Consider the following 15,451-nt stretch of genomic DNA (forward strand, 5'->3'; position numbering starts at 1 on the left):
TTTCAATGGCTTGGCCATCGTGCGCGCTGATTTATTGCATGGTTTCAAATCGGCTCAATGAACGCGTAACAGCCAGTGCGGCGGAAAACGAGCAGTCCAATCATAGGGCGATGAAAATAAATGGGGTGTCAAAAAATTAGCCCCGTGGCGCGAAAAGAACAATGAGGGGACGAAGCTTAACGTTTTCCGGTATACGCCGCGAGTCGGCGTGACGGGATGCCGAGGGCGAAAAGGCGGATAGGGCCGCCTTTCTCATAGATTTGAAATTGATTGGAAAGCGTTGTGTAGCATCCGCCCTGGCACGCGTCCGTCTTAGGGTTTCTTGAAAGCGCTATACAGTGTCTTTGCAAGCGTGCTCAACTCGCCACCCTGCTTACGGAGCGAAGCGATCTCTTCGCCGCTCTCCAACGTCCTTTCGACTCTGCGGGTGCGGTCTCGCGCGACGGCATCCAGGATCGCCTGCGGCAGAGCAGCCAGTTGATCGACTACCTCGAAATCACCTAAACCGGTGAGCATCGGATTGTCGGAACCGCTGAGCATGGATCGTGCGTCGGCTTTGAACAGCACCAGCGGCTTGCCCGCGTGCCACGCGAGGGACGCCTCGACAACCGTGCCTTCATCGGCAACGCGGCCGTTGAGATTGGCGACGACCGCATCAGAGCGCCTGAGCAACTGGTACGTATCCAGACTGAAGATTGCACGATCGAGGATATGCGCGGCTTCTTCGACCGAGGCGCCGAGTTTCTCGAGTTCGGGCTTGAGTTTCGCGAATTCCAGACCGTCGCGATGCGGAAGAAATGTCGTCAAGCCCGCGGCCTCCAGCGTAGCTGCGATCGAATCCATTTCCGATCGCTCGGCGGCATTGAAGAGCGGCCCTGCGCAATACACTCGTGGCATCTTTTTGTGTCCCCTGAGGATGGAGGAATCGTGAATTACTCCCGCAGCGAGAGTGTCGGCATTCATTGCACGAGCGTTTACGATAACGACGGGCGAAGCAAAGTCAATGTGGAGCGTTAGTCACGTTACTTCCCGGTGCAGTCGGAGCGAGGGCAAGCAGATGGCTTGTGAACCCCGCTCGCCCCTTTGCCCGCCATTCAGTCGTCATGCCGATGCTTGTGATGACGCTTGCGCGACCCATAGCTGCGGGAATAGTCGTCCGCGTACGAATTGGAGCGCGAGATATTGCCGCCGAGCGCCGAACCCGCACCGCCGCCTAACGCAGCACCGACCAGACCGCCGCCGCGACCGCCCATCGCATTGCCCGCCGCCGTGCCCGCACCGCCGCCGAGCGCGCCGCCGATAATGGCGCCCGTGCGCTCCCTGCGGTTCGACGTGACCGCGCCTCCTGCGCCGCCGCCTACCGCGCCGCCGAGCACGGCGCCGGTGCTGCCGCCCAATGCGCCACCCACAGCAGCGCCGGCGACGCCGCCGAGCGCGCCGCCAAGCGCGTTATTCATATCGCCGGCCAGCGCCGACAACGATGCCGAAGCGGTAAGCACTGCAACGGCAACCATCCGGAGGATTCTGTTCGACATAAAAGTCCTTTCATTGTTTGGGACGGCGCCGAGTATAGCCGTGCTTTTGAAAGGTTTTTGTAACTACGCCGCTTCACGTCCGTAAGACGTGTAACAAATAATCCGTGGGTTTGAGGGGGCGTATTTCGGTGGTGGCGTGCGATGCCATATCGGCAAGCCGGTGTGCCGCATGAGTCGCGCTTTAAGAACCCCTGGCTGGGCAGGAGAAGAAAACCGCCGGCTTTTCTTAGCCATCTTACGGATCGCTAATCATCCGCCTTTTCGTGTCAATAGTGCCGGCGGGCAGACGCCGTTACGCCGTCTGCCCGCCAACCGCTCTTCGAACCTTATCTGCGCCGCGTCTTCTTCAGTTCGATGGTTTCGAACAGTTCATAGTTCTGGGTCGGTGTTTGATCTGCACCGGGCGCGTGATAGTAGTTCATCGTAATCGTGGTCTCGCCACCCGGGTGCCCCGGATCATGATCGAACACGGCGATGCCATAACCGGTGCCGGTATCGCGTTGCGCCGACCAGATCGCATCCTCCACGGCGTCCGCACCCGCGCGCACGAAAGTCCCTGCCGCCGTACCGGCAACCGGGCGGTTGGGCCGCGTGAAAATACGCGCTTGCGGCAGCCCTGTACCGGCATCCACGCCATAGACATCAAGCGGCGCGCTCGTGCCGCCGCCGCCGAGAATCAGGTGAATCGTGCCGCGGCTCGTGTCGAACGTCGACGCGCCCGAAGACATCGCCGACATCACCGGTTTCGGCTGCAACGTATCCACCGGACGACCCGTCGCGATGTCGGTGCCCTTGTTGTGATTGCAGCCACGCACGGGGTAACTGCGCTCATAGTCGTGATCGTGACCGCACAGCACGAGGTCCACACCGTAGCGGTCGAACAGCGGCAACCAGGCCTCGCGAATTCCTTTGTCGGAACCGTTGCCGGTCTTCGATGAACTGAGCGCGTCCTGATGCATCTGAACCACGATCCAGTCGACCTCGTCGTCTTCGGCCGCGCGGTGCAATGTCTTCTCGAGCCAACGTGTCTGCTCGCCGGCGCTATATCCGCGCACATAGAGCGACGTGCCGGGCTGAATGGGCGGATTGCCCGTGCTGGCAACCGGCACCAGCGCATCCGGGCCGGCGACGAAGGCCGCCGCGTCCTGATAGACCACGTCGTCTGCATCGAGCGAAACGAAGAGCACGGAGCTCACGCGAAAGCTGTACCAGCGGCCCTGAAAGCGCGTGTGATTGTCCGGCAGCGTATAGCGCGCGAGATATGAGGCAAGCCCTTGCTCACCGTTATTGAACTCGAGCTCGTGGTTGCCCGGACACGGCATCCACGGCCGGTTCGACGCCGACGTCTGGCAGTTGTTGCCGAAGTCGCGCCATACGTCCGGCTGCTGCGCGGGATTCAGATTGGCGTAGCAAAGGTCGCCATTGAGCAGGTGGAACAGCGGCTGAAAGCGCTCGACCGCCTGCACCGCGAAGCGGCTTTGCGGCGACGACAGCACCCAGCCCGTGTTAGGCGTCGCGAGATCGCCATAGCTCGTCCAGCGAAACGGCGCGCGTCCGCGCGGCGCCGTGCGGAAGCTCGCCGTAAAAGGCTGCGCCGCATTGCTGTCGTTCTCCGCACTCACCTGGTATTCGTAGCTTGTATCGGGCTTCAGATCACGCAGACGCGCGTGATAGGTGAACACGACTTCGCCGTTGAGGCCGTCCGTGTACGTGGACTGGATGCCATGCACCGTATGCTTCGCCGCACTCGCCCCGCCGAAGCGTACCTGTGGGTTCACCGCAGGTGCAAGCGACGCCCACGACACCGTGACCTCGCTGGTCGGATCGCTGCCCCATGTCAGGTGAATCTGTTCCGGTGTGCCGTCGGGCGCGCTGTTCGCCGCGCGCGCCGCCGATGAAAGCGTGCCCGCCGCCGTAGCGAGACTGGACGCGCCGGCCAGCTTCAGGAACCCACGTCGCGAGACGATGGAAGCGCCCTGCTCGGCCGGCGAAGCCTTAGCGATTTTTCTGTTCGACATGTCTGTGTTTTTTGTGCGGAGGTGGAAGGACGCGGACCTGTGAGCCTCGCGACGAGTCATCCTAGTCGACAGGTTATGACACTCGGATGAAAGCACCGAAAGCGGACAATCTAACCCACCCATTCCGCATTGAAACATTGAAAATCAGGCGGCTAACAGCTTGGTAGACCGATATATACCTCGACTGAAAGACGGACGGCGCGACTCTAAAAAAACATCCGCCCAGAAGTCGAGTTTTTAGTGTGAGGTCTAAATAAACGGCACTAGCAGGAATAGTTTCCCAATGGCATCCGCCGCAACCTTCTTACGCGACTAGACAATTGATTTGCAGACACGCGCGAACGCTAACTCGAACGGCGCAACCTGGAATTTGGCGGCACTCGGCAAAGCGCGCCGAAGAGAAGCCGGCGCATGCATCCATTGCGGATCATGCGCCGGCAACAAACCTGCGCTCAGGTCTGCGGATTCATGTCGTCGGTGGGCTGGGCGTTGTCGGCAACGTCCTGCTTATCGTCGTCCTTCTTTTCCAACATTGATTCCAGCTTACCGGCACCTTCGAAACCAGCAACAGCGGCGATGCCTTTTGTAAGCAAACCCGCCTCGGGATCCACTTTTTCTGCTGCTTCAACGGCGGCGATCGCCCCCGCAATCTTTCCTGCTTCGTCCAAGAGTCCCATCTCGCTCTCCTCGAGAAAAAGTGAGCTTCCATCCTCTCATGAACTTGACACCTTGTCGTCAAATGTAAAATGGACAATGACGTTTCGCTGACGCCGCGTAGAGGCGCCACAGACCTTCAAGTCTGGCAGGCGTGACAGCTAGCGCCCCGGCGGCTGCGGATTATTCGCCGGATTGGTATCGAATCTGGAAACGCGCTGTATTCCATCTTCGCTGACCAGTTCAAATAGTTCGTTCTCCATTGTATCCGCAACGTCCTTGCCGTAAACTTCGCTGCCGTTTACGTAGACAGTAAACGACCGCAAGTACCTGGCTTTCTTCTCGGGGTTCTCGATTGTCTCGCGGGTCCATTGATAAAGCGGATAGTTCTGCGTGCCCTGCCGTTGCGCTTCGCTCACATAGTCGGCGAAGGCATCGAACTGACATTTCAATGTCGCGTCGTGTCGGCGCAGCACCTCCCAAAGCGCGCCACGCGGCGCGCACGCCGGGTCAGCGCGTAAAACGTCGGCCAGTTCCGGCGAGACGGTAATCCGTAGTTGGAATTGCAAGGTCGGTTCCATATCGGCCTCCGTGCCGGAATTGATGAGCGCTCATTCCTTCGCGGAATGCGCGGCAGCCTTTTCATCGATCTGCGCAATCTCGTGCCCCTGCACCGGCCTGCCAAGCAGAAAACCCTGAGCATGCGTGCATCCGCATACGCGCACGAAATCCAGTTGCTCCTGCGTCTCGATGCCCTCCGCCGTAGTCGGCATGCCGATTTCCCGCGCCAACGCCACGATCCCACGTACCACCGCAGCGGATTCCCGCCGATGCACGGACTCCTTGACGAATGAGCTGTCTATCTTGAGCTGGTCGAATGAAAAACGCACGAGGGTCGACATGGTCGAAAAACCGGTGCCGAAATCGTCGAGCGCGAGACCAATACCCAATGCTCGCAGCCTCGCGACGTTGCGCCGGGTCACGACATCGTCATTCAACAACACGGTTTCCGTGACCTCGATGTTCAGGCGCTGCGGCGGCAGTCTGGTCTTGCGCAGAATCCCCGCGACGGCCGAAGCAAACGACTCCTCCCTCAATTGCACCGGCGATACGTTGACGGCGACGGTGACCTTGTCGCGCCAGGTCACCGCTTCCTTGCACGACTGCAGCAAAGCCCATTGTCCCAAAGCCAGAATGAGGCCCGTGCGTTCGGCAGTAGGAATGAATGAGGATGGCGGCAACTCGCCGCGGGTCGGGTGGGTCCAGCGTATCAGCGCCTCACGGCCGCACACCGCGCCGCTGCTGAGATCGACAATGGGCTGGTACTCCATGCGCAAGCCGCTGAACGAATGCAGCGCGCCTTCCAGATCGCTGCGCAGCAGGCTCAGGCTTTCATCCGACGCATGCTTCGCGGCATCGAAAATGGTGAACGCGCTCTTGCCGCTGCGTTTCACGGCATATAGCGCGCGATCGGCGCAAATCAGCAACTGCGGACCGGTTCTCGCGTGGTCCGGATAGAGCGAGACGCCCACGCTCGCACCGATATGCACGAGCGCCTCGCGCAGTGCGAACGGGCGTGCCAGAGTCTTCACGATGCGATCCGCCAGAATCCGGACGTCGCGGGCCTGCCCCGCACCGTCGCAAAGCGCCACGAACTCGTCGCCTGCCAAGCGCCCGACGAGGTCGCCGCTCGGCAACACTTCGCGCAATCGAATAGCCGCTTCCTGAAGAATCTGATCGCCGGCCGCGTGGCCGAGACTGTCGTTGATGGCCTTGAATCCGTCCAGATCGATCAGTAAAACAGCGAATGATTGGTCTTTACTAACCGCGCCCATCTCCGTGCGCTCCAGCAGAAGTTCACTGAGACGCGCGCGATTAGGCAAGCCCGTGAGGCTGTCATGATGGGCGAGACGATGGCTGCTTTCCCGCGCGAGGAGCAACGCGACCGTGTCGCGATTGCTGCGCAGCGCAACCGTAAAGAAACCGGCGGCGCAGAAAGGGGCCTGAAACAGCAGCACCAGTTTGCCGGAGCCGGGAGAGAGCGCCGCGCCGAGAGCAAGCGGTAAAAGAATAAAAGTAATCTGCAGCATGACGAGCCGGGGAGTGCCCGCGTTACGTCCGGCCAATCCGCCGATAACGCCCACTGCACACACGTTGCCGAGCAGAAATAGCGTTTGATCTCCGCTGATATTGCAAAGCAGCGCGCCGAACCCGAACAGCACGCTCCAGAACAGGCTCGCGAACAGAAATGCCGAGGTGGGTGTCGGCTGGTTGCTGGCGCTGCGCGAGCAGCACACCCAGATCAACGCGAGCCGGGCGATCAGCAACGCGATAACTGCGCTACCCCAACCTGCGTAAAGGGGTATGGGATGAAGATAATAAGCCGTTGCGCAGACGCTGATTTCACAAACCGATGCAAACACGATCGACGAGGTTCGTGTGAACAGGTTGGCCAGCAATATCTGCCGATTGTCTGCGCTCAGACTCTGGGAGGAAGAGACGACCCACTTGAAAAATGGAGACCCTGGTTCGCTGAAAGCCATGACCTACGCATTTTTAGTGGTGGATGGATCAAAAACGGCGAGCGTTGCAAGTATTACGTAAAACATAAAGTAGCAGGTTTATTCGACTGAGGAAATGCCCGGTTCATCGGGAAGAAGAAAAAATTACGGATCGGCGCGGGTGGTTGGCTTTGCGGCTCACCGCGCACCGCGCGGCTTGCGCTTTGCCCTCGCGTGTTCACGGTGTGCGTCGGCCCGTTCGTGGATCATGTCGATGAGCGCTCGCAACCCGGCAGGCACGTGACGACGGCCGGGATAGTACAAACACAGACCGTCCAGCGGCGGCGTCCAATCCTCCAGCACGCGCACCAGCGTGCCCGCCTCCAGATCGGCGGCGACATTCCATTCGGTCAGATAGGTCACGCCGAGGCCGGCGCGCGCCGCTTCCAGCATCAGGTTCGGCTCGTCGAGCGTCAGCGCGCCTTTTCCGTCGATTCGGATCGTCTCGCCGCGGCGCTGAAACTCCCATTGATAGATCGCGCCGCTCGGCATGCGCGTGCGAATACAACGGTGCGCCAGCAGATCGGCGGGCGTGCGCGGCGCTTTGTGCTGCGCGAAATAAGCGGGACTACCGACAACGGCGAAGCGTTGCTGGTCGCCGAACGGCACCGCAATCATGTCCTGCGGCACCGTTTCGGCCAGACGGATACCCGCATCGAAACCTTCCACGACGATGTCGATCAGCCTGCCCTCGGTCACCAGATCGATCTTCATGTCGGGATAACGCTGCAAGAACGCGATGAAGACCGGCATTGCCTGCCTTGCCGCACCCACCGACGTGTTGATGCGCAACGTGCCCGACAGCGTGTCGCGAAAGCTGCCGGCCTGTTCGATCGCGACGCGGATCGTAGATATCGCGGGCGCGACGCTGTCGACGAACTGCGCGCCCGCCTCCGACAGCGAGACGCTGCGCGTGGTGCGATTGAAAAGCCGTACGCCGATACGCGCTTCGAGCGCCGCCACCGCGTGACTGAGCGCGGACGTCGACACATCCAGTTCAGTGGCGGCCGCCCGAAAGCTGCGATGACGCGCGACGGCCAGCACAGCCTCCAGTTCGCCCAAACCCGATGTTTTCATTGTCCTGGATTGCTCAATGCGATGTGCTTGATTGTACGGCTAGTCAACTCAATGGCACAGGTCTATCGTGATTCGTTCAGAGCCTTCATGGAGCAATCATGCAATTCATCGACAAGATCTATATCGACGGCGCGTTCGTCACGCCGCACGGCAGCGAAATGTTCGATCTCTTCAATCCGGCGACAGAACAGGTGATCGGCCAGGTTCGCCTTGCCGACGAACAGGACGCCCGCGACGCCATCGCCGCCGCAAAACGCGCGTTTCCCGCCTTTTCCCGCACCGGCAAGGGTGAGCGCATCGACATGCTGAAGCAGATGCATGAAGCCGTCGTGGCAAGAGAAGACGAGCTTTACGAAGCGATCACCGACGAATATGGCGCACCGGTATCGCGCGGCCGCTGGATGGCGCAGCATGCCAGCAGCGTCCTGCTCGAAGCGGCGAAGGTATTGCAGGACTATGCATTCACGCGCCGCGCGGGCAGCGCCGAAGTCGTGATGCAACCTCTGGGCGTCGCCGGTTTGATCACGCCGTGGAATAGCGACGCGGGCTTCATTTGCGGCAAGCTCGCCGCCGCTCTGGCAGCGGGCTGCACGGCCGTCGTCAAGCCGAGCGAGATGAGCGCGATCCAGACGCGCATCGTGACCGAGGCGCTTCATGAAGCGGGCTTGCCTGCCGGCGTGTTCAACATCGTGACGGGGCGCGGCGACACCGTGGGCGCCGAAATCAGTTCGCATCCCGATGTCGCCAAGCTGTCGTTCACCGGCTCCACGGCCGTCGGCAAGACGATCTTGCGCGCGGCGTCCGAAACGTTGAAGCGCGTGACGCTCGAACTCGGCGGCAAGTCGCCAGTGATCGTGCTCGACGATGCGAACTTCGATCAAGCTGTGCCTCTCGCCATTCAGGCCGGCTTGATGAACAGCGGGCAGGCGTGTATCGCAGGCACCCGCATTCTGGTGTCGCGGCATCGGCTCGCGGAGTTCGAAGCGCGCGTGCAGGAAGAAGTCGCGCACATCCAGGCCGGCGATCCGCGCGACCCGAAAACCACCGTCGGCCCGATGGTCAGCCAGAAACAGTGGGAGCGCGTGCAGCGCTATATCCGCATCGGCATCGACGAAGGCGCGCGTCTGATCGTGGGCGGCCCGGGGCGGCCGGATGGTGTGGACGCCGGCTGGTTCGTGCGCCCGACCGTTTTCAGCGATGTCACGAACGACATGACGATTGCGCGTGAAGAGATTTTCGGCCCCGTGCTGTCGATCATCGGCTATCGCGACACCGAAGAGGCCATTGCTATCGCCAACGACACGAGCTATGGCTTGCAGGCTTATGTTTTGTCGCGTGACAACGAGCGAGCGCATGAGGTTGCGTCGAAGATCGAAGCGGGACGCGTACTTGTCAACACGCTGGCCCATGAGCCGGCCGCGCCGTTCGGCGGCTTCAAGCAATCCGGCATTGGGCGTGAATACGGCACGTTCGGGCTCGAAGCGTTTCTCGAACCCAAGTCGGTGCTTGGCGTTTTCCGACACCCGGCGGCGGACTGATCGCCTCGAGCTCGTGGCAAAACTCTGCGTTGCGTGAGTTTCCAAACACCGGCGGTATCGTGCAAGACATTCTGCATGAGTCGAGTATCGATGTACGATGCCGTATAGTGGATGCACCGCTGATCTCCAGCGGCCTGCCCGCACATTGGCGCGATGGGGGACCACAAGATGACCGTTGCAAATACATCGATGAACGGGTCTCACGAACCCGTGCCGGAGTCGCTGCAGACCTTGGTCGAATATCTCGAACTATCGCTCGACAAGGCGGCGAGCGTGGTGATGACGCGTCATACGGCCGACGCCTGTACCGTCTACCTGGGCGATCCGGCCGGCCTGCTCGAGGAAATGAAGAGGCTCGGCACGATTGCCATCCCGCTCGCCAATGAGATGCTGGAACTGACCCGCTCCGGCGTCAATGAGATGGAGATCGGCGGCCAGGCCTACCGCTTCGTTCGCACTTTCACGCAGGTCGAAAACGCCGCAGCAGTCGTTTTCTCCGCGACCTAGGAGCAGCGCGAGGCGCCGGCCAACAATGCTGTCCGGCGCGCCGTTGACGGCACGGCGATCCGCCGCGTTATACTCTCTGAATGAATACGAAACCGATCACGCTGAATTGTTGGTGGCGCGCCTGACCCAGGCGGCCCGTTTCCACTCGACCATCGAAACGTGATGCCGCCAGTCCTGGCGGCATTTTCGTTTCTGCGCGCTGACGGCTGGCGGTATCGACAAACGCAGAACTCTGACCATGACAGACGCAAACCAGACTACGAACCCACCCATTATCCTCACCGGCGACCGCACCACCGGCCCGCTGCATCTTGGCCACTACATCGGCTCGTTGCGCTCGCGCGTGCAGCTTCAGCACGAAGCGCAGCAATTCCTGCTGCTTGCCGATGCGCAGGCCATGACCGACAACGTCGGCCGCCATCAGAAAGTCACTGAAAACGTGATCGAGGTGGCGCTCGACTATCTCGCGGTCGGCATCGACCCGGCCAAATCGACTATTTTCATTCAGTCGCAGGTGCCGGAACTGGCGGAATTGACCCAGTATCTGCTCAATCTCGTGACGGTCGCGCGCCTTGAACGCAACCCGACCATCAAGGCGGAAATCGTGCTTCGCGGTTTCGAGCGCGACATCCCCGCCGGCTTTCTGACGTATCCGGTCAGCCAGGCCGCCGACATCACCGCGTTCAAGGCGACGCGCGTGCCTGTGGGCGACGATCAGTTGCCGATGATCGAACAAACCAATGAACTGGTGCGCCGTTTCAATAACACGGTCGACAAACAGGTGCTGGTCGAATGCGAAGCGGTGCTCTCGCACGTCGCGCGGCTGCCGGGTATCGACGGCAAAGCCAAGATGAGCAAGTCGCTGGGTAACGCGATTACGCTGGGCGCGAGCCCGGACGAAATCACCAAGGCCGTGAACAACATGTACACGGACCCTAACCATTTGCGCGTCAACGACCCGGGCCAGGTGGAAGGCAACGTTGTGTTCGCGTTCCTCGACGCCTTCGAGCCGGACGTACCGAAGGTCGACGAGCTCAAGGCGCACTACCGCCGCGGCGGTCTCGGCGACAGCGTGGTCAAGCGCGTGCTCAACGAACGGCTGCAAGCGATGCTCGCCCCCATTCGCGAGCGCCGCCGCGAGTTCGAAACCGACCGTGCAGAGGTGCTGAACGTTCTGCGCCGCGGGACGCTGCGGGCGCGGGAGGTGGCAGGCGCGACCGTGTCGGAGGTGAAGGGCGCGCTCGGCCTGAATTACTTCCAGAACTGAGCGAAGCGCGGCGGCGGGGCGGGCACCGTATAGCCGGGAGCCCGCCTTGCCGGTCTACGGTTTGCCTTTCAGGGTGAACGGAGCCAGCAGGGACTGGACATCGACCCGCTGCCCCTGAAGCAGAAGCAATCTGGCATGAAGCACCGTGTTTTCGAGCACAAGCTTGGCGGTGCTCAGCAGATACAGCGCGTGGATGTCGGATACCGACAGATTGCCGGATTCAACCTGGTGGTGGCGCTCGACGAGAGAGGTCATCACAAGACGCCGGAGTTCCTGCTCTCCGAAAGGGAGGTCGGCGTAGTCGATCGGGTCGTCGGCTTCGACTTCTCTCAGCATGTCAACAAGCGCTTCTGTGCTCACTTCCATGTTTCGGCTCCCACGTTGTCGGTCAGGAACAGCATCCGCCAAACTACGTCCAACACGCTCAGACTACCGGGTCTAATTGTGAGAGTCCAGCGCGAGGGGTTACGTTATGCGTGCGATCACTTATGGCCCAGCTTGTCCGCCGTCTGGAGTGCCGCAACGATCGTGTCATAGACGTGCCTACGGGTTTCGGGATCCGGCGCGCGCAATGCGAATGACGGATGATAGGTCGCCACGACCAGATGCTCGCCGTGCCCGATCGTTTTGCCGAGCGAGTCCTGTAAGCGCGCGTGCGAATCGTCCAGTACCGCTTTTAACGCCGTGGCGCCCAAAGCAACGATCACGCGTGCCCCTACCGCGCGCAGTTCCTGTTCAAGCCAGTATCCGCATGCCTCGATCTCTCGCTGCCCCGGCGTTTTGTGCATGCGGCGCTTGCCGCGCGGCGTCCATTTGAAATGCTTGACCGCATTCGTGACATAGACGTCTTTACGCTTCAGTCCGGCCTCTTCGAGCGCTTTGTCCAGCAATGCGCCGGCCGGTCCGACGAAAGGCCTGCCCTGCAGATCTTCGGCGTCCCCCGGCTGCTCGCCGACCAGCATGATCGACGCGCGCTGCGGTCCTTCGCCGGGCACTGCCTGCGTCGCGTTACGCCATAACGCGCAGCGGCGGCATTCGTCCAAGCTCGACGGTTGCTGGTCACGCTCGACATCCGGATCGGATCGGGCGCTGCTGCGCGAATGTCTGGTCTGCTTGTCGTCGGCCATAGTCGGCAATCTCCGCCTGCATCGCCAGCAAGGCGCGGACCCGGCCGGTCAATCCACTGCGCTTTGCGCCGTGCACATTCGCGCGCTACTTCGGCCTGCCCTCTTCGTATTCGGTGCGCACGCCCGCGGGCAGCCACGGCTCCTTGTGGCAACACCAGAGTTCATAAACCGGCTCAAAAAGACCCACGCGATCGAAGCCGCCGAGCGGCACATCCAGTTCGTCGCTGTCGAGGAATTCCATGAACGCGACCGAGCCACACGTTGGGCAAAAATGTCTGCGCGCGCCAGGCGAACTCTGCCACGCCTGGGTCGGGCCGGTGAATTCCACGGCACTGCGTTCGAACATGGCATAGCCGCCGAACACATTGCCGTGTATACGCCGACAGTTCATGCAGTGGCATATCGACACTCGCCTCGGTTGCGCGCTGACGCGGAATCGCACTGAACCGCACGCACATCCGCCGGTTTCTTCGAAGGCTTCGCTCGTTGTCATCACACACCCTCCTTTGCAAACCATTCTCACGCTCGTCCACAGTCTCGACGATACGGGCATGGATGTCGAGACTGGTCGTGGCCGTTCGCCATCTGCCAGCAATCGGCGAGCCGCAATCCGGGTCGGAGTCGAAGCCTCGACATACAGGCACTCACCCCGGTCGCGTTACGGCGCTGGCGTGTCCATCTGCTCCTTTGCGTACTGAGTGGGCGGTAGTCCGACATGGCGGGTGAATGCGACGCTGAATGCGCTCGCCGAACTGTAGCCGACGCGCTCCGCAACGTTTGCAACGCCGCCTTCTTTCCGTCTCAGCAATTTCTTGGCCAACGCCATGCGCCAGGACAACAGGTATTCCATCGGAGCGACGCCCACGGCACGGCTGAAGCGCTCGAAAAACGCCGAGCGTGAAAGTGCCGCTGTGTCCGCCAGTTGCGCAACCGTCCAGCGCTTCTGGGGACTCTCGTGCATCTGACGTATCGCAAGTGCGAGCCGTGCATCGCCGAGCCCGCGCACAAGGCCGGGCGACGCTGCGGTTCCCGCCGACCGGAGCGCCTCGATTAGCAGAACCTCCAGCAGACGGGCGAGGACGACGTCCCGCGCGGGACGCTGCTCCCGAGACTCCTCCCGCACAAGCTTCACGAGCGTGGCCAGCCTGCGTTCGCCGCGAACATGCACGAAATCGGGGAGAAGCGACACCAGCAAGGCCGCGTCAGGTGAACCGAAGACGCAATGGCCCACCAGCAGTTGCACGTCAGACGGCCCGTTTCCGTCACCAAGTCTGAATCCGCCGTCGAGCAGCGCCACGGGCACGGTATCCGCGCCCTCCGCTTCGGGTGGCTCGAGGCTCGACATCGTGAAGTCGTACACCTCGGGAATCAGAACGAAGTCGTCGGTCTGGAGGATGATCGGCTCGCGCCCGTTGGTGACGAGGCGGCACGATCCGTCGAGGATCACGCAGTAGAACGGTTGTCCGGCTTCCGAGCGGTGAACGCGCCAGCGACCCGCCCCGCTGACGACCTTCGAAAAGGCGGCGACCGGCTGGAGCAGCGTGACGACCTCCGCGAGCGGGTCGACCATAACCGGACTCCTTCTAATGAAACCTGGACGCTCGATTGTAGCAAGTCCGGCGGTGGCGACTTATGGTGTGGGTACTGCCACCTTCTACAGGAGTCGCCATGAAAACCGTCCTGATCACCGGATGTTCGTCCGGATTCGGCCTCGAAATCGCTCGCTATTTCCTCGATCGCGACTGGCACGTCATCGCCACGATGCGCACGCCGCGAGAGGATGTTCTGCCGCGCTCCGAGCGTCTGCGAGTGCTCGCGCTCGATGTCACAGATCCGGAAAGCGTCCGCCGGGCGGTGGATGCCGCGGGGCCGATCGACGTCCTCGTCAACAACGCGGGGATTGGCGTGCTGAACGCGCTCGAAGGCACGTCGATGGAGACTGCGCGCGAAGTCTTCGAAACGAACACGCTCGGCACGATCGCCATGACCCAGGCGGTTCTGCCGCAGTTCCGCCAACGGAAGGAAGGCGTTATCGTCAACGTCACGTCGAGCGTGACATTGAGGCCGCTCCATCTGCTCTCCGTGTACACCGCCAGCAAGGCGGCGATCAACGCGTTCTCCGAATCCGTTGCTCTGGAACTCGAACCATTCAATGTGCGAGTGCGCGTGGTTCTGCCGGGACGGGCGCCAGAGACGCGCTTCGGCGAAAACGCGCAGTCCCGGATGCAGGGCGGGTTTCCCAAAGCGTACGCGGCCCTGGCGCAGCGCGTCTTCGACCACTGGCAGCAGGAGACTGCGATCACGCGCTCGCTCGACGTGGCAGAAGCTGTGTGGCGCGCAGCGAACGACCCATCGTGCCCCGCTCGCATCGCCGCCGGTGCCGACGCTATAGAGTGGGCCAATTCGCGGTGAGCTGAAATTGCGTTGTGCGATCCGTCACCACGGAACGGTCCTTCCCAGATAGTCGAGGTAATGCAAGCCGGGGCGCCCTTCATAAGCCTCGATCGTATTGACCAGGTTCGGAATGCTTTCTTCAATGGTCAGGCGCGCCGTAGGACCACCCATGTCTGTCTGGACCCAGCCGGGCGCCATAATCAGAAGGGTCCGCGGATACCCGGCGCTGCGGGCTGCGAAGGTACGCATAAACATATTGAGCGCGGCCTTGCTCCCCCTGTAGACTTCATAATTCGCGTTAGTGGCGTTTGTGATGCTGCCCTGCCCCGATGACATGACACCGATAGTTCCCGTCGGCGGCACAAGATCCTGAAACGCCTCGATGACTCTCATCGGACTCAGCGAATTCGTTACCATCACGCGTACGAATTCCTCGGTCGAGACGTCCGCTATCGTTTCGCGATCATCGTTCTTGACACCTGCATTCACAAAAAGCACATCTATGCGCCGATCGGCAAGACGGGCGCGCAGCGCTGCAACCTGCTCCGGAATCGTGATATCGGTAGTTTCCACTTCGAGCGCACCAGCGGAGGCTTGTGCGATCTGCCGAAGCTTCTCTGTCGAGGCGGCTCGCCCGGTGGCGATGACCCGGCAACCGCGCTTCAGATACTCCTCGACCATCGCCAAACCAAGGCCGCGGGAGGCACCGACAATGAGAACGGTTTTCTGCGAAGGTGTGTCTTGCATCGGTAGCTCCGATAAATGAGGCCGCC

Annotated in this window: 16 protein-coding genes; 4 read left to right on the top strand and 12 right to left on the bottom strand. The window is 61.4% G+C overall.

The features are described from left to right. Positions 1-312: 312 nt before the first annotated feature. The 7 genes from PDMSB3_RS34120 to PDMSB3_RS34150 all read right to left on the bottom strand — a co-directional run bounded on the left by PDMSB3_RS34120 (position 313) and on the right by PDMSB3_RS34150 (position 7,845). Positions 313-897 carry a nucleoside 2-deoxyribosyltransferase gene (locus tag PDMSB3_RS34120; RefSeq protein WP_165189355.1) on the bottom strand — a complete coding sequence of 195 codons (585 nt, stop codon included), beginning with the start codon at positions 895-897 and terminating at the stop codon, positions 313-315. A 197-nt stretch (positions 898-1,094) separates the two neighbouring features. Further along, the gene (locus tag PDMSB3_RS34125) at positions 1,095-1,535 is read right to left on the bottom strand and encodes a hypothetical protein (protein ID WP_007178315.1); all 441 of its coding nucleotides are present in this window, start codon (positions 1,533-1,535) and stop codon (positions 1,095-1,097) included. 326 nt (positions 1,536-1,861) lie between these two features. Further along, the gene (locus PDMSB3_RS34130) at positions 1,862-3,553 is read right to left on the bottom strand and encodes a purple acid phosphatase family protein (RefSeq protein ID WP_007178316.1); all 1,692 of its coding nucleotides are present in this window, start codon (positions 3,551-3,553) and stop codon (positions 1,862-1,864) included. 452 nt (positions 3,554-4,005) lie between these two features. After that, positions 4,006-4,230: a hypothetical protein gene (locus PDMSB3_RS34135; protein WP_007178317.1), complete on the bottom strand. Its 225-nt coding sequence runs from the start codon at positions 4,228-4,230 to the stop codon at positions 4,006-4,008. A 138-nt stretch (positions 4,231-4,368) separates the two neighbouring features. Further along, positions 4,369-4,788, bottom strand: a complete 420-nt coding sequence (locus tag PDMSB3_RS34140; protein WP_007178318.1) for a hypothetical protein — start codon at positions 4,786-4,788, stop codon at positions 4,369-4,371. Positions 4,789-4,818: 30 nt separating this feature from the next. Further along, positions 4,819-6,750, bottom strand: coding sequence for a putative bifunctional diguanylate cyclase/phosphodiesterase (locus PDMSB3_RS34145; protein WP_007178319.1), 1,932 nt, complete (start codon positions 6,748-6,750; stop codon positions 4,819-4,821). A gap of 156 nt (positions 6,751-6,906) precedes the next feature. Next, the gene (locus PDMSB3_RS34150) at positions 6,907-7,845 is read right to left on the bottom strand and encodes a LysR family transcriptional regulator (RefSeq protein ID WP_007178320.1); all 939 of its coding nucleotides are present in this window, start codon (positions 7,843-7,845) and stop codon (positions 6,907-6,909) included. A gap of 98 nt (positions 7,846-7,943) precedes the next feature. Here PDMSB3_RS34150 and PDMSB3_RS34155 point away from each other — a divergent pair, with 98 nt between their 5' ends. From PDMSB3_RS34155 to trpS, 3 genes are all read left to right on the top strand, one after another. Beyond that, complete coding sequence (locus PDMSB3_RS34155) at positions 7,944-9,383, top strand: aldehyde dehydrogenase family protein (RefSeq protein ID WP_007178321.1); 1,440 nt, start codon at positions 7,944-7,946, stop codon at positions 9,381-9,383. 168 nt (positions 9,384-9,551) lie between these two features. Then, positions 9,552-9,890: a hypothetical protein gene (locus PDMSB3_RS34160; RefSeq protein ID WP_007178322.1), complete on the top strand. Its 339-nt coding sequence runs from the start codon at positions 9,552-9,554 to the stop codon at positions 9,888-9,890. Between the two features lie 238 nt (positions 9,891-10,128). Beyond that, positions 10,129-11,157 (top strand): tryptophan--tRNA ligase, encoded by a 1,029-nt coding sequence (trpS, locus tag PDMSB3_RS34165; RefSeq protein ID WP_007178324.1) that lies wholly within the window; start codon positions 10,129-10,131, stop codon positions 11,155-11,157. 54 nt (positions 11,158-11,211) lie between these two features. Here trpS and PDMSB3_RS34170 read toward each other — a convergent pair whose 3' ends face one another. From PDMSB3_RS34170 to PDMSB3_RS34185, 4 genes are all read right to left on the bottom strand, one after another. Further along, positions 11,212-11,523, bottom strand: a complete 312-nt coding sequence (locus PDMSB3_RS34170; protein WP_007178325.1) for a hypothetical protein — start codon at positions 11,521-11,523, stop codon at positions 11,212-11,214. A 116-nt stretch (positions 11,524-11,639) separates the two neighbouring features. Further along, positions 11,640-12,284 (bottom strand): UdgX family uracil-DNA binding protein, encoded by a 645-nt coding sequence (locus PDMSB3_RS34175; RefSeq protein ID WP_007178326.1) that lies wholly within the window; start codon positions 12,282-12,284, stop codon positions 11,640-11,642. Positions 12,285-12,369: 85 nt separating this feature from the next. Beyond that, positions 12,370-12,777 (bottom strand): GFA family protein, encoded by a 408-nt coding sequence (locus PDMSB3_RS34180; protein WP_007178327.1) that lies wholly within the window; start codon positions 12,775-12,777, stop codon positions 12,370-12,372. A 165-nt stretch (positions 12,778-12,942) separates the two neighbouring features. Further along, positions 12,943-13,854: an AraC family transcriptional regulator gene (locus PDMSB3_RS34185; RefSeq protein ID WP_165189358.1), complete on the bottom strand. Its 912-nt coding sequence runs from the start codon at positions 13,852-13,854 to the stop codon at positions 12,943-12,945. A gap of 98 nt (positions 13,855-13,952) precedes the next feature. Between PDMSB3_RS34185 and PDMSB3_RS34190 the strand changes: the two genes are divergently transcribed. Then, entirely contained in the window at positions 13,953-14,696 is a 744-nt protein-coding gene (locus PDMSB3_RS34190; protein ID WP_165189361.1) for an SDR family oxidoreductase, read from the top strand. A gap of 24 nt (positions 14,697-14,720) precedes the next feature. On the opposite strand, the gene PDMSB3_RS34195 is transcribed toward PDMSB3_RS34190, so the two are convergent. Next, positions 14,721-15,425 (bottom strand): SDR family NAD(P)-dependent oxidoreductase, encoded by a 705-nt coding sequence (locus PDMSB3_RS34195; protein ID WP_165189364.1) that lies wholly within the window; start codon positions 15,423-15,425, stop codon positions 14,721-14,723. Positions 15,426-15,451: the final 26 nt, after the last annotated feature.

Source organism: Paraburkholderia dioscoreae, from assembly GCF_902459535.1.
Classification (GTDB): Bacteria; Pseudomonadota; Gammaproteobacteria; order Burkholderiales; family Burkholderiaceae; genus Paraburkholderia; species Paraburkholderia dioscoreae.

Coding starts and splice junctions, on each gene's coding strand:
- PDMSB3_RS34185 (WP_165189358.1), bottom strand. CDS start 13,854: ATGGTCGACCCGCTCGCGGAGGTCGTCACGCTGCTCCAGCCGGTCGCC.
- PDMSB3_RS34140 (WP_007178318.1), bottom strand. CDS start 4,788: ATGGAACCGACCTTGCAATTCCAACTACGGATTACCGTCTCGCCGGAA.
- PDMSB3_RS34155 (WP_007178321.1), top strand. CDS start 7,944: ATGCAATTCATCGACAAGATCTATATCGACGGCGCGTTCGTCACGCCG.
- PDMSB3_RS34180 (WP_007178327.1), bottom strand. CDS start 12,777: ATGACAACGAGCGAAGCCTTCGAAGAAACCGGCGGATGTGCGTGCGGT.
- PDMSB3_RS34190 (WP_165189361.1), top strand. CDS start 13,953: ATGAAAACCGTCCTGATCACCGGATGTTCGTCCGGATTCGGCCTCGAA.
- PDMSB3_RS34125 (WP_007178315.1), bottom strand. CDS start 1,535: ATGTCGAACAGAATCCTCCGGATGGTTGCCGTTGCAGTGCTTACCGCT.
- PDMSB3_RS34175 (WP_007178326.1), bottom strand. CDS start 12,284: ATGGCCGACGACAAGCAGACCAGACATTCGCGCAGCAGCGCCCGATCC.
- PDMSB3_RS34170 (WP_007178325.1), bottom strand. CDS start 11,523: ATGGAAGTGAGCACAGAAGCGCTTGTTGACATGCTGAGAGAAGTCGAA.
- PDMSB3_RS34195 (WP_165189364.1), bottom strand. CDS start 15,425: ATGCAAGACACACCTTCGCAGAAAACCGTTCTCATTGTCGGTGCCTCC.
- PDMSB3_RS34120 (WP_165189355.1), bottom strand. CDS start 897: ATGCCACGAGTGTATTGCGCAGGGCCGCTCTTCAATGCCGCCGAGCGA.
- PDMSB3_RS34150 (WP_007178320.1), bottom strand. CDS start 7,845: ATGAAAACATCGGGTTTGGGCGAACTGGAGGCTGTGCTGGCCGTCGCG.
- PDMSB3_RS34160 (WP_007178322.1), top strand. CDS start 9,552: ATGACCGTTGCAAATACATCGATGAACGGGTCTCACGAACCCGTGCCG.
- PDMSB3_RS34135 (WP_007178317.1), bottom strand. CDS start 4,230: ATGGGACTCTTGGACGAAGCAGGAAAGATTGCGGGGGCGATCGCCGCC.
- PDMSB3_RS34145 (WP_007178319.1), bottom strand. CDS start 6,750: ATGGCTTTCAGCGAACCAGGGTCTCCATTTTTCAAGTGGGTCGTCTCT.
- trpS (WP_007178324.1), top strand. CDS start 10,129: ATGACAGACGCAAACCAGACTACGAACCCACCCATTATCCTCACCGGC.
- PDMSB3_RS34130 (WP_007178316.1), bottom strand. CDS start 3,553: ATGTCGAACAGAAAAATCGCTAAGGCTTCGCCGGCCGAGCAGGGCGCT.